Origin of the sequence: Rothia sp. CCM 9416 (assembly GCF_048513535.1) — a bacterium.
Classification (GTDB): domain Bacteria; phylum Actinomycetota; class Actinomycetes; order Actinomycetales; family Micrococcaceae; genus Rothia.
Genome location: NZ_JBLXXR010000003.1, coordinates 128,260 through 141,769, shown reverse-complemented (window position 1 = coordinate 141,769; position 13,510 = coordinate 128,260). Strand labels below are relative to the sequence as shown.

Genomic DNA, 13,510 nt, shown 5'->3' with positions numbered 1-13,510 from the left:
TCACACCATTGAACGACAAGAAGTTTAACCTCGACACCGTCGAGCACGCTGCCGCCACCCCCGACACCGAACTCCCCTGGGCCGAACTGGGCTTGAAAGAAAACGAGTTCGAGGACATCAAGAAGATCCTGGGCCGCCGCCCCACCGCCGCCGAGCTAGCCATGTACTCGGTCATGTGGTCTGAGCACTGTTCCTACAAGTCTTCTAAGGTCCACCTCAAGCAGTTCGGCGCCAAGGTGACCGAAGAGATGAAGAAGGACATGCTGGTCGGTATCGGCGAGAACGCCGGTGTGACCGACATTGGCAAGGGCTGGGCTGTCACTTTCAAAATTGAGTCCCACAACCACCCTTCCTACGTTGAGCCCTATCAGGGGGCGGCAACCGGTGTGGGCGGTATCGTGCGTGACATTATCTCCATGGGGGCGCGCCCCGTAGCGGTCATGGACCCCCTGCGTTTTGGGGCAATAGACCACCCCGACACCGCCCGCGTCCTACCCGGCGTAGTCTCCGGTGTGGGCGGCTACGGCAACTCCCTGGGCCTGCCTAATATTGGCGGCGAAGTGGAATTTGACGAGTGTTACCAGGCAAACCCGCTGGTCAATGCCCTGGCTGTAGGCATTATGCGCCACGAAGACATCCGCCTGGCGAATGCCTCCGGTGTTGGCAATAAGGTCATCCTCTTTGGTGCCCGCACCGGTGGTGACGGTATTGGCGGTGCCTCCGTGCTAGCTTCTGAGTCTTTTGATGACACCAAGCCCTCCAAGCGCCCCGCCGTTCAGGTGGGCGACCCCTTTGCCGAGAAGGTCCTCATTGAGTGCTGCCTAGAGCTCTTCAAGGGATCGGTGGTTGAGGGCATTCAGGACCTGGGTGCTGCTGGTATCTCCTGTGCCACCAGCGAGCTCGCCTCTAACGGGGACGGTGGTATGCACGTTGATTTGACCAAGGTCCTCTTGCGTGACCCCACCCTCACCCCCGGCGAGATTCTCATGTCGGAGTCCCAGGAGCGCATGATGGCGGTGGTAACCCCCGAGAACCTGGCCCGTTTTGAAGAGATTATGCACAAGTGGGATGTGGAATACTCCATTCTGGGTGAGGTCACCGGTTCTGGCCGCCTCACGATTGAGTGGCAGGGCGAAATCATTGTGGACGTTGACCCCAAGACGGTTGCCCACGAGGGCCCCACCTACGAGCGCCCCTACGGTCGCCCCGACTGGCAGGACGCCCTGCAAGCTGACCATTTCACCGGTTCGGCAGCAGATGATGAACGCCCCACCGGTCAAGCGCTGGGTGAGGCTATCAAGAACTTCATGGCCTCCCCGAACATGTGCTCCAAGAGCTACATCACCAACCAGTACGACCGCTATGTTCAGGGCAATACCGCCCTGGCTATGCCCGATGACGGTGGCATCATCCGTGTGGACGAAGAGACCGGCCTGGGTGTGGCCCTAGCAACCGACGCCAACCCCCGCTTCACCAAGCTGGACCCCTACACCGGTGCTCGGGCTTCCCTGGCTGAGGCCTACCGCAACGTGGCTACCGTGGGTGCGCGCCCCGTAGCTGTTTCTGACTGCCTGAACTTTGGTTCTCCCGAGGACCCGGACATCATGTGGCAGTTCGCCGAGGCTGTGCGCGGCCTGGCGGACGGCTGTATGGAACTGGGGGTTCCCGTGACCGGAGGTAACGTCTCCCTCTACAACCAGACCGGTGGTAAGGCCATTAACCCCACCCCCGTGGTAGCCATGATGGGTGTCATGGACGATGTCAGTCGCCGGACCCCCTCCGGTTGGTCTGCTGAGCATGACGGCCAGGCTCTCTACCTGCTGGGCACTACCCGCGATGAGCTGGATGGCTCCGAGTGGGCCCGGTACAAGGGGCACCTGGGCGGTCTGCCTCCCCAGGTAGATCTGGCCGCTGAGCGCCTGCTCGGTGACATGCTGGTGAACATGAGCCGGGACGGCATGATTGATGCCGCCCACGACCTTTCCTCCGGTGGCCTGGCCGCCGCCCTGGTAGAGGGTTGCCTGCGCTTTGGCGTCGGTGCCCGTGTGGGTCTGGGTGAACTGGCGGAGCGTGACGGCGTGGACATCTTCACCCTGCTCTTCTCAGAGTCCCTGGGCCGTGTACTGGTTTCGGTACCCCGCTCCGAAGAGGTACGTTTCAAGGACATGTGCACTGCCCGCTCCTACCCCTTCGCCCGTATCGGTGTCGTGGATGCTGTCTCCAAGACCCTGGATATTCAGGGCCAGGTAGCTCTTGACCTCGATGAGCTACGTCAAGCCCACGAAGGCACGCTGCCCGGCTATTTCGCTTCTTAGCATCACCTCGGGATTCCCGCTGTGATGAATCAGGCATCCGCCCCGACTCCTCTGTGGAGCAAGGGGGCGGATGTTTGTTTTTCCTCCTTGGATCAGCGGAGATTCTGCTTTGAGTTCTTGGGGCTTGAAAAGAGTTCTTGGGGCTAGAAAGTCGTCAGGACGCAGTGGAGTGAGCTCATGCAGCAGCCCATCACCCTAGGGCAAAGGCTGGTGAGTGCAGGCGTCCGCTAGCTCCAGAGACCGGGCACCAGTTTTTCTGCGTGGTCCATAATCTTGTGGACCCGCCGGGGTTTTGCTGGACCCAACCCTAGCCAGAGCCGACCACCAACAAAATTCAACTCTCTTTTGTATATGGCTGGGCCCCGCCCTAGCTGGAGCCGAGTACAGAATGAAGGTGTGCAGAGATCAAGACTTCATACCCTGGGCTGAGTCCTGCGGGCACTTGCTGAACTAAACTAGAAAGGACGCCCATCACCTATCCGAGGAGCCCTTTGCATGTCTGGTGCCGCAAGTACCCGCCACCGTGTCGCTGTGAGCACCCAGCCCGATAGCGTCCTGGCCTCGCAGGGCCTGAGTGAGCAAGAGGTGGCTGAGCGTCAGCAGGCAGGGCTCGTCAATACCCAGAACACCGCGACCTCTCGAACGACAGCGGCCATCGTCCGGTCCCATCTGTTTACCATGTTTAACCTGGTTCTTGGGCTGTGCGGTCTTGCGGTAATTATGCTGGGAAGCTGGCTCGATACGCTCTTTCTCTTGGCAGCTATCGCCAACGTTGTCATTGGCTTTACGCAGGAATTCTCCGCTAAACGCCAGCTCGATAAAATCGCTCTCTTACGGCGTGACCCGGTGAGCGCCCTGCGTGATGGCAAGCTCGTTCGGGTTCCGCTCGATGAGCTGGTGCTGGACGATGTTGTTCTGCTCAAACGTGGTGACCAGGTTCCCGCCGATGCTGTGGTCCTGACCAGTGACGGCCTTGATGTGGATGAGTCTCTGCTGACCGGTGAGAACGACCCGGTGGGTAAGAAGCCCGGTGATCAGGTACTTTCTGCTTCCTCTGTTATTGGCGGCTCCGGCAGGGTAAGGCTCTCTGCGGTGGGTGCTAAATCTCGTGCCGCAAAAATTACCGCTGAGGCCCGCCAGTTCACCACCATTCATTCCGAACTGCGCGCGGGTATGGAGCGGGTAGTTACCTGGATTACCTGGGCTCTGGTACCGATTATTGCGGTGGTCCTCAACGGGCAGATGCAGGCGGCCGGTGGCTGGCAGGTGGCCTTGGAGACCGGGAGCTGGCGTGATGCCCTGATTACCTCTGTTTCCTCGGTTGCTTCCATGATTCCTCAGGGTCTGGCTCTGATGACCACCATCTCTTTTGCGGTTGCTTCGGTCAAGCTCGCCAAATCTGAGGTGCTGATTCAGGAACAGCCTGCGGTTGAAGTGCTAGCCCGTGTTGATACGGTTTGCTTCGATAAGACCGGCACCCTGACCGAGGGTGGGGTGCGCTTTGAGTCGGCCCGTCTGCTCGATGGAACAGTCTTGGCCCGTGCAGAGGGCCAACAAGAGGTCCGGCTTGCCCAAGGCCACGACGTGGGTAAAAATCCCGGCTGGCAGGGCGCTTTAGCCTGGTTCGGTGCCGATGATAACGCCAACCCTACCGCCGCCGCCCTGAAAGAACCCTTTGCGCAGCTGACCAAGGGGCAGGGCCTTGAAGAGGCTCAGGCGCTCCTGCCGTTTTCGTCGGCTCTGCGCTTTAGCGGGGTGGAGTTCGCCAGTAGTGGCGCCTGGATTCTGGGTGCCCCCGAGGTCTTACTCTCTCCCGGTTCAGCGCCCGCGCTCCGAGCAGGTGAGCTTGCGGCCTCCGGCCTGCGGGTGATGGTTCTCGGTCATGCTCCCGCCCTGACCCGTGATTCTTCGGGCCGTGTGGCCCAGCAGGTTCCGCAGGGTCTAGACCCCCAGTTCTTTGTGATTTTCCGGGAACAAGTTCGTTCCGAGGCACCCGCCACCCTAGCCTACTTCCGGGAGCAGGGTATCGACCTGAAAGTGTTTTCCGGTGATAACCCCCGCACGGTGGCCGCCGCCGCCCAGGCCGCAGGCATGGATACCTCAGCTGGCGCAGTAGATGCCTCCACCCTGCCTGAGCAAGGCCCCGAACTGGTTGAGGCTGCCCTGACCCACAGTGTCTTTGGCCGGGTTTCCCCGGAGCAGAAGAAGAACATGGTGCTGGGTCTACGCCAAGCGGGTCGAGTAGTTGCTATGACCGGTGACGGTATTAACGATGCTCTTGCCCTCAAACACGCTGATCTGGGCATTGCTATGGGTAACGCCGCACCAGCAACCAAGGCCGTCTCCCGTCTGGTTCTGCTGGATGGTCGTTTTGATAGGCTCCCCAGTGTGCTTGCTGAAGGCCGTAAGATTATCGCCAACATCGAGCGGGTGACCAACCTCTTCCTCACCAAGACGGCCTTTGCAATTTTCCTGGGCCTGACTTTGGGCATCCTCTGCTGGCAGTTCCCCTTCCTGCCTCGCCAGTACTCCACCGCTGACCTACTGATTGTAGGTGGCCCGGCCTTCTTCTTGACCATGCTGCCCAATAAGCGCCGCTATGTCAGCGGTTTCTTGAGTAGGGCCCTGCACTACGCTATCCCCAGCGCCCTGGTCATCACTGCCGTGCTGGTCTTGGTGATTGGCTACGGGCACAGCCATGCGGGTATAGCAACCTCGGAGGTTCAGACCGCGACCTTTATTGCCCTGGTCCTCATGGGTGTCTACAACATCACCACCGTCACCAGGCCACTTCGCGGGGTCAGGCTCCTCATTGTTGCGGGCATGTACCTGGGCCTTGCCCTGGTTCTGGTTCTGCCGCCCTCTCTCTGGTACCACCAGTTCACCCTTCCCTCTGGCTCTTACCTGCTGGTCACGCTAGGTGCTGCAATCATGGGGTGCCTGCTCATCGAAGTCAATCTGCAACTGCACAACAGATGGCTCAGAACTCACCACCGTGAGGTCATCGAAGCAAGCCAGGCCATCTCAAAAGAAGGCTCCTAACAGGGGCGCTTGCGTCTTACCGCAAGGAATAGTAGGGTGAATGGGTAACGGGGTTCGTCCCCGCAATTTTAGTCAATCATCAGGATTGTTACTGGTTCAGCAGGCAAGACCTGAGTTGCTATCAGCTCTTAGATGAGGTCCGGTCTAGGCACCGGATTGGTTTTAAGTGCATGAGTCTGCCCTCTGGGGGAAGACCGTATAGATAGGCAACTCGGGTCTTTTTGTCTTAAGGGGCCAGGGCAAACCGCACACATACCAGTAAGGTTCACTCGTGAATAATTCACAAATGGGTGAGAAAATTCTTGAAGGCCTGGGCGGCCCCGAGAACATCTCGCACTTTACCCACTGCGCTACCCGCTTGCGCGTAACTCCCAAGTCCAATAGCGCTATTGACCGCACCAAGATTGAGAACATCCCCGGTGTTCTTTCCATCATTGAGCAGTCCGGCCAGACCCAGGTCGTGCTCGGCGATAAGGTCGAGTCTGTCTACAACGAGATGCTCAAGCTCCCCGGCATGGGCACCGTTGGCGAGGGCAAGGGCGAGGCTGACCCCAACCAGAAGAAGGCCGGCGTTCTGACCCGCGTCTTCGATGTGCTCTCAGACTCCTTCCGCCCCATCCTGTGGGCTCTGCTGGGCACCTCCATGATCTTGACCCTGATCGTCTTCCTCCAGCAGTTCGGCTACTTCGGCCAGTACACTGACCTCACCGGCAAGATGGTTAACATTGATATTGTTAACGGTCCCCGCCTGGCTGACCCCGATGCCGCCGCCGCTATGCTAGACGAGTGGCGCGCAACCTTCCCCTTCTGGTTCATCCTCATGGCAGCCTCGCTGTCGGTTCTGCAGTTCATGCCCATCATGATTGGCGCCACCGCCGCTAAGCGCCTGGGCGCTAACATGTGGGTTGGTGCAGCTATCCCCGCCGCCCTCACGACCGGCACCTTCCAGGGCTTTAACAACATCGCCGTTGATGGCGTTGTCAACGTCCCCTTCCTGGGCCTGGACCTCCCCCTTTACGTTATGAACTACACCGGCCAGATCTTCCCGCCGCTCTTCGCCGCAGCCCTGCTGGCACCCCTAGAGCGCTTCCTCAAGAAGATTATCCCCACCATGCTGCACATGGTCTTCGTGCCCATGATTTCTGTTATGGTTCTGGTCCCCCTGACCGCCTTCCTGATTGGCCCCATCGGCATTAAGTTCGCTCTTGCTATCTCCGATATCATCGGTAACGTCAACGAGGTTGCTCCATGGTTGGTCGGTGGCCTGATTGCTGGTCTCTACCTCTTCATGGTGCCCCTGGGTCTGCACTGGCCTCTGAACGCCATCATGATTAATAACCTGCAGACCACCGGTACCGACTTCATCCAGTCCCCCATGGGTGCTTACAACTTCGCTGTTTTCGGCCTGGTTACCGGTGTTGCTATCCGCGCCAAGCACAATAGGGAACTGCGTCAGACCGCGACCGGTGCCGCTGTATCCGGTCTGCTCGGTGGTATCTCTGAGCCTTCCCTCTACGGTGTTGTTCTGCGCTACAAGCGTGTCTTCCCCCTCATCCTGGTTCCCGCTATCATCGGTGGCGCAACCATCTCGGCGCTGGGTGTTAAGTCCTACGCTTTTGCTTTCACCTCACTGATCTCGCTGCCCGCTATGCAGCCCACCCACCTGTACGCTATCGGTCTGGCTATTGCCTTCTTTGGTGCTATGGCAGGCGTACTGGTCTTCGGTTACGAGTCCAAGCCCAAGGCCGGCGAAACCTCCGCTGAGGAAAAGGCTGAGCAGCGGGCTTCAGCCGCCGCTCCTGCTACTGCCGGCGCTAGCGCAGGTGCAGCTGCCGTTGCTGGTGCTGCAACCGGCGCCTCAGCTGCTACCCCCTGGTCCAACGACCAAGCAGAGGCTCAGGCTCCTGCCGCTGGTACCGTCCTGACCCTGGCTTCTCCCCTGGAAGGTCAGGCTGTGGCTCTGTCCGAGACCCCGGATCCTATCTTCGCCGCAGAGAAGCTGGGTAAGGGTGCCGCTATTATCCCCAGCGGTAACACCGTCATAGCTCCTGCCGCAGGTAAGGTATCCGTTACCATGCCTTCTGGCCATGCTGTTGGCCTTAAGCTGGATAACGGCATTGAGCTCCTCATTCACCTTGGTATCGACACCGTTAACCTCAACGGTGAAGGCTTCGATGTCAAGGTCGAAAAGGGTCAGCGTGTTGCTCCCGGCGACATCCTGATGACCTTTGACCCTCAGGTCATTCAGAACGCCGGTTACTCACTGGTGACTCCCATTCTGGTCACCAACACCAACCGCTTTGCCGAGGTTGAAGGAACTACCGGCAGCGTTCAGCCCGGTAGCGAACTGCTGAAGGTCACTACCAAGTAGTCCTCCACTGGCTGTTAGAAAGCCCCGCCCCTCTCTAAGAGGGGCGGGGCTTTTCTGTGGTGGGTGTCAGATTTGCTTGCCCTAGCTTCCCGCAGCTGGTGCCCCCGAGCTGGCGGAAGTTTTTTCGGCTGGTTCTGCCCTTGATAGGGCTAAAAACCCCAAGGCACCCTCACTGGCCAGCCCCGCGCATCAGCGCCCACCGGCAGACCCCACTCAATAGACAAGCTACCGCTGCAGTTACCCACCGGTGATAGCCCCACCCTGGACGGGTTTTAGAATAGGGGCATGTTTACCGTGAAACCCTTTTATGAGCTGACTCTTGATGAGCTCAACGAGATTTACCTGCTCCGCGGGCTGGTCTTTGTGGTCGGCCAAAAGATTACCGAAGAAAACGAGATCGACCGCGCCGACCGTCACGCCTTCCATCTCTACCAGGCAACAGAAGAAGGCGAAGTACTGGCCTACCTGCGTATGCTTGACCTGTCTACCTACTCCGATGGCAGCCACCCCGCAGACCCTACTGCTTGGACACTTGGCCGGGTTGCTGTCCACCCCCGCGTCCGCGGCACCGGTCTGGGCAAAAAGCTCCTCGCTCAGGCCCTCACCTGGCTAGAAGAGAATACGGAGGCCGAACGAGTTGTAATCAGCGCCCAGGCCTACCTCAAAGATGGTTACTACGGGCCAGCCGGCTTTAAAGAGGTAGGTTCCCCCTACCTCGAAGCTGGGATCGAGCATATTCAGATGGTCCGCTCGCTAGGTGATTAGGCCCGCCGAGAGAGCCTAGCTCAGCGCCAACATATCAGCATGCTAAGGGGGTCAGAAGCCAGCCGCCACAGCTTACCAATAATTTATTTTCATGTAGAGCCCTGCATAAAGATGATTGGTTCTTCCTCTAGTTTTCAGGGGACTGTCAAAACTTTTTTGACTTTTTATGAAAGTTTTTCAGCCAAAGGAGGGTTCAGGTGGCGGGTGCCCTAAGAAGTAGCCTAATATATAGAGTACAGGTTTTGTGACTCACCACACCCCATCCCTCTGGTTGGTGCTAGACCGGCTCAGGCCGGGCTAAGTGTGGGCCACAAGCCACCGAATTTTTCCCCTTCACACGAGGAGACGCCAATGCGTACAACCCGTATCTCATCAGCGCTCGGCCTATCAGCCGTTGCCGCACTCGCCCTTTCGGCCTGCGCCGGATCATCAAACACCGCCGGTGGTGGTTCAGGTTCATCGGGTGATAAGTCTGTATCCATTGCGATCACTAACGTGTTCTCGTCCCTCAACATTGGAACCGCCACGGGTAACACTGACACCAACGCCATTGTTGCTACCATGACCAACACCGGTTTCTACACCATCACCGATGAGCTCAAGGTCCGCCACAATGACTGGTTCGGCAGCTACGAGAAGAAGGATGACGGCGACGGCATCAAGGTCGAGTACACCGTCAACGAGGGCCAGAAGTGGTCCGACGGCAACGAGATCGACAAGGGTGACCTGCTGCTGGCTTGGGCTTCTCAGTCAGGTTACTTTGACGGTGAAGGCGAAGACGCCGTTAGCTACTTTGAGTACGCCGGTGACACCCAGGGCCTCAAGGAAGCCGGTAAGCCCACCCTCAGTGAAGACGGCCGCTCCATTACCTTCAACTACCCCCAGGCCTTTGCTGACTGGGAGATTGCCTACGACATCGGCAAGCCCGCTCACGTGGTAGCTGAACTGGCTGGCATGGACGAAGAAACCCTGGTCCAGACCCTGGAAAGCGCCACCCCCGGCGAGGAGAACGAAAACCTCCGCAAGATTGCTGATGCCTGGAAAACTAAGTTTGACACCACCACCATGCCCAGCAACAAGGCCCTGACCGTAGGTAACGGCCCCTACCTGGTGACCGGTGTTCAGGAGAACCAGTCAGTTACCCTGACCGCCAATCCCGAATACCAGGGCGAGACCAAGCCCGCCATCAACGAGGTCATCCTCAAGGTTCTGCCCGATGCCGCTGGCCAGGTACAGGCCCTGCAGAACGGCGACGTCAACGCTGTTGCCCCCCAGGCCTCCATCGACACCGTCAGCCAGCTAGAAAACCTGGAGAACGTTGTCACCGAGACCCAGCCCGACCAGTCCTACGATCACCTGGACCTGAACATGAAGGAAGGCTCCCCCTTCGCCGATGAGAACGTGCGCAAGGCCTTCTTGCTGACCGTTCCCCGCCAGGACATCGTCAACAAGCTCATTAAGCCCATGGACGATAAGGCTGAGGTTCTCAACTCCCAGCTCTACGTAGTTTCGGATGCCGATAACTACAAGAAGACTGTGGAGAGCAACAACTCCGACATGTACCCCCTGGATGATATGGACGCCAATATCGCCAAGGCCAAGGAACTGCTGGACGGTAAGACCCCCACCATCCGCATTCTCTACAACTCCAAGAACTCCAACCGCGTGAACTCCTTCCAGATGATTAAGGAATCCGCGGAGAAGGCTGGCTTCAAGGTAGAGGACGCCGGTAGCGAGCAGTGGGGCACCCTGCTTCCCGGTGGTGACTACGAGGCCTCCATCTTCGGCTGGGTATCCCCCGGTGTAGGTAACAGCACCTTGGGCCAGATCTTCAAGACAGGCTCTTCATCCAACTTCAACAGCTACTCCAACGCCAGCGTGGATGCTTCTGCTGATCAGATCATGAAGACCACCGATGAAGCTAAGATCAACGAGCTCAAGATGTCTGCCGATGCCGAAACCTTCAAGGACGGCTACGGTCTGCCCCTCTTCCAGTCCATTGCTGTTACCTCCTACAGCGACTTCCTGAGCGGGGTCAAGCCTAAGGCAGGCGCTCAGCCCCTGACCTGGAACATTGAAGAATGGGATATTGCTAACTAGTAGCTAGCAAATGCTCAGCTCACGCCACAGTGGCTGAACTTCTTAGCCCTGTAGCTTGTTCCCCGGCGCGGACGCTCAAGCAGCGTCCGCGCCTTCTGGCTATTGAGTTAGGCTGGCAACCCCAGCACCTCTAACTCCCCAACCCACCAGGAACCTATCATGCTCATGTACTCCGTGAGGCGCTTGATTACCGCGGTTTTCATTCTCTTTGGTGCCTCCTTTCTGATCTATAACCTCGTAGCTATTGCCGGTGATCCCCTAGAAGAGCTACGAGTCTCCACCTCCCCCAATAAAGAGGCCCTGATTGCCCAGCGCATTGCGGCCCTCGACCTGGACACCCCAGCCCCTCTGCGTTACTTCAAGTGGCTAGGTGGTGTGCTGGGTTGCTTTGCCGGTAAGTGTGACTTCGGGCAGAACCTGGCTGGCACCCCGGTCACCCAGTTGCTCTCTAACGCCGTCTACCAGACCCTGACCCTGGTGCTTGCCGCAACAATTCTGGCTATCCTGATCGGTGTCTGCCTGGGTATTGTCTCGGCTCTGCGCCAGTACTCCGGGCTGGATTACACCGTTACTTTCGCCAGCTTTCTCTTCTTCTCCCTGCCCTCCTTCTGGATCGCAGTTCTGCTCAAGGAATTCCTGGCCATTGGTTTTAACGACTTCCTGCGAAACCCCGTGGTAACTATTCCCACCACCCTGCTGATCTCGGCCCTAGCCGGCCTCTTCTGGTATGCGGCCTCCTTCGGCAAGCAAAAGACCCGCTACCTCATGGGTCTGGTGGGCTTCACCCTAACCGCTGGGGCCATCATCTTTGTGTCTGCCACCCACTGGTTCCTGACCCCCTTCCTGGGGATCCCCTTCATTCTTCCCCTGGGCCTGGTTGCCGCCCTGACCTTCACCGTTTTGGTCTCCGGCCTGCGCAACCGCCGTGCCCTGGGAGCTGGCCTGAGCATGGTGGTAGTCGGTCTTGTGGCCTACTTCCCCATTCAAGGTCTGCTGGCGCAAGCTACCTTGCTGATGGTCGTCATCGTCACGGCAGCCTTTATGGCCCTGGGTGTCATTCTGGGCCTGGGCTGGGGTGGCTACGACAAGGGCCAGGGGGCCCGTGTGGGTATGCTCACCGGCCTAGCTATGGCGCTGCTGATTATTGCAGATCGCTTCATGCAGGCCTGGCCCAGCTACCTCAACAGCGGCCGTATCAAGGGTCGCCCTATCCCAACGGCTAACGCCTCCACCCCCAACTTGCAGGGTGACTTCTGGATCCATGGGATTGACACCATGACCCATATCCTCCTGCCCACTATCGCCCTGACCCTGATTTCCTTGGCATCGTACTCCAGGTACTCACGTGCCTCTATGTTGGAGATCATGAACCAGGACTACATCCGCACGGCTCGCGCCAAGGGTGTCTCCGAACGTTCCGTGGTCATGAAGCACGCCTTCCGCAACGCGCTGATCCCCCTCGCAACCATTATCGCTATGGATATTGGGTCGATTATCGGTGGTGCAGCTATCACCGAACGCATCTTCGCTTTCAAGGGTATGGGTACCCTCTTCTTGGACGCGCTGGCCCAAACGGACCCCAACCCCGTCATGGGTGTCTTCTTGCTGACAGGCATCATGGCACTGACCTTTAACCTGGTTGCTGACCTTCTCTACTCAGCACTCGATCCGCGCGTGAGGGTGAAAGCATAATGAGCACCAACGAAACCACCAACAAGGGCTCGGTCGCAGAGCCCACCACCGAAACCACCGCTATGCGGGCCCTAGAGACCAACGTGGACATCCGGGCCCAGGAGTCGGTGGGTAAAACCCAGGGGCAGATTGTCCGCAAGCGCTTCCGCCAGAACACCGGTGCCGTTATCTCCCTGGTTCTCCTGGGGCTGATCCTGTTACTGGCTGTCACCTCCATTGGGGTGGGCCCGGTGCCCGGCTGGTGGGGCTACAATTACACAGAAATGAACCCCACCGTCAACGGGGCCGCCCCTAACGCCCAGCACTGGTTCGGCCAGGACGCTACCGGCCGCGACCTCTTTGCCATGACCATGCGCGGTGTTCAAAATACCTTCTTAGTGGTTACCCTCATTACCGCCATCGCGGCCTTCCTGGGGGTACTCTTTGGGGGCCTGGCAGGTTACTACCGGGGCTGGGTTGAAACCCTGATCATGCGTTTTACCGACATGGTGATCATCATCCCCCTGATCCTGCTGACCGCCGTACTGGGTAAGCTAGCCGGTAGCTACTTTAACGGTATTTGGAATACCATCATGTTCGGTGTAGTGGTGGGCTTGCTCTTCTGGGCTTCCCTGGCCCGTCTGGTGCGCGCCGAGTTCCTCTCCCTGCGTGAACGCGAATTCGTTGATGCCGCCCGTCTAGCGGGTGCCTCTGATTTGCGGATCATCTTTAAGCACATTCTGCCCAACGCTATTGGTGTAGTAACCGTGAATGTGTCCCTGATGATGAGTACGGCCATCCTGACCGAAACCGCCCTCTCCTACCTGGGCTTCGGCATTAAAGCGCCGGACTGGTCGCTGGGGTCACTGATTTCAGCTAACCAGTCAGCTTTCTCAACCCGCCCCTGGCTCTTCTGGTTCCCCGGGCTTTTCATCCTAGTAATCTCACTGGCTATCAACTTTGTGGGTGATGGTCTGCGAGATGCCTTTGATCCTCGCCAGAAGAAGTTCAACCCCAAGAAAGCCACCGAGCGTACCGCCCACTCAGCGGAGAACGGTGTGGGGGTAAGCGGTCAGCCAGCCCCGGCTGAGGCAGGCCTAGCACGGACCAGCCTGGATGCTGAGCTCACCCAGCAGGGCTCAGGCCCCTCGGAGACCGTCGGCCCTGACGCTCCCGGTTCCGGTACACCCGGTGCTGGTAAACTCTGAGGCTCAGTAGCCAGCCCCGGTAGCTTTGAGAACCGTGG

Annotated in this window: 7 protein-coding genes; all 7 read left to right on the top strand. The window is 58.6% G+C overall.

Features of this window, described 5'->3' with window-relative positions; all coding sequences use genetic code 11:
* Window positions 1-8 precede the first annotated feature (8 nt).
* Complete coding sequence (purL, locus tag ACN080_RS02685) at window positions 9-2,315, top strand: phosphoribosylformylglycinamidine synthase subunit PurL (protein ID WP_419112976.1); 2,307 nt, start codon at window positions 9-11, stop codon at window positions 2,313-2,315.
* Window positions 2,316-2,810: 495 nt separating this feature from the next.
* Entirely contained in the window at window positions 2,811-5,357 is a 2,547-nt protein-coding gene (locus tag ACN080_RS02680; RefSeq protein ID WP_419112975.1) for an HAD-IC family P-type ATPase, read from the top strand.
* Between the two features lie 271 nt (window positions 5,358-5,628).
* The gene (locus ACN080_RS02675) at window positions 5,629-7,728 is read left to right on the top strand and encodes a glucose PTS transporter subunit IIA (RefSeq protein ID WP_419112974.1); all 2,100 of its coding nucleotides are present in this window, start codon (window positions 5,629-5,631) and stop codon (window positions 7,726-7,728) included.
* Between the two features lie 285 nt (window positions 7,729-8,013).
* Window positions 8,014-8,493 carry a GNAT family N-acetyltransferase gene (locus ACN080_RS02670; protein ID WP_419100369.1) on the top strand — a complete coding sequence of 160 codons (480 nt, stop codon included), beginning with the start codon at window positions 8,014-8,016 and terminating at the stop codon, window positions 8,491-8,493.
* 351 nt (window positions 8,494-8,844) lie between these two features.
* Window positions 8,845-10,593 (top strand): ABC transporter substrate-binding protein, encoded by a 1,749-nt coding sequence (locus ACN080_RS02665; protein WP_419112973.1) that lies wholly within the window; start codon window positions 8,845-8,847, stop codon window positions 10,591-10,593.
* 159 nt (window positions 10,594-10,752) lie between these two features.
* Window positions 10,753-12,285, top strand: a complete 1,533-nt coding sequence (locus ACN080_RS02660; protein ID WP_419112399.1) for an ABC transporter permease — start codon at window positions 10,753-10,755, stop codon at window positions 12,283-12,285.
* Window positions 12,285-13,472: an ABC transporter permease gene (locus ACN080_RS02655; protein ID WP_419112972.1), complete on the top strand. Its 1,188-nt coding sequence runs from the start codon at window positions 12,285-12,287 to the stop codon at window positions 13,470-13,472. The genes ACN080_RS02660 and ACN080_RS02655 overlap by 1 nt, the downstream gene beginning before the upstream one ends.
* Window positions 13,473-13,510: the final 38 nt, after the last annotated feature.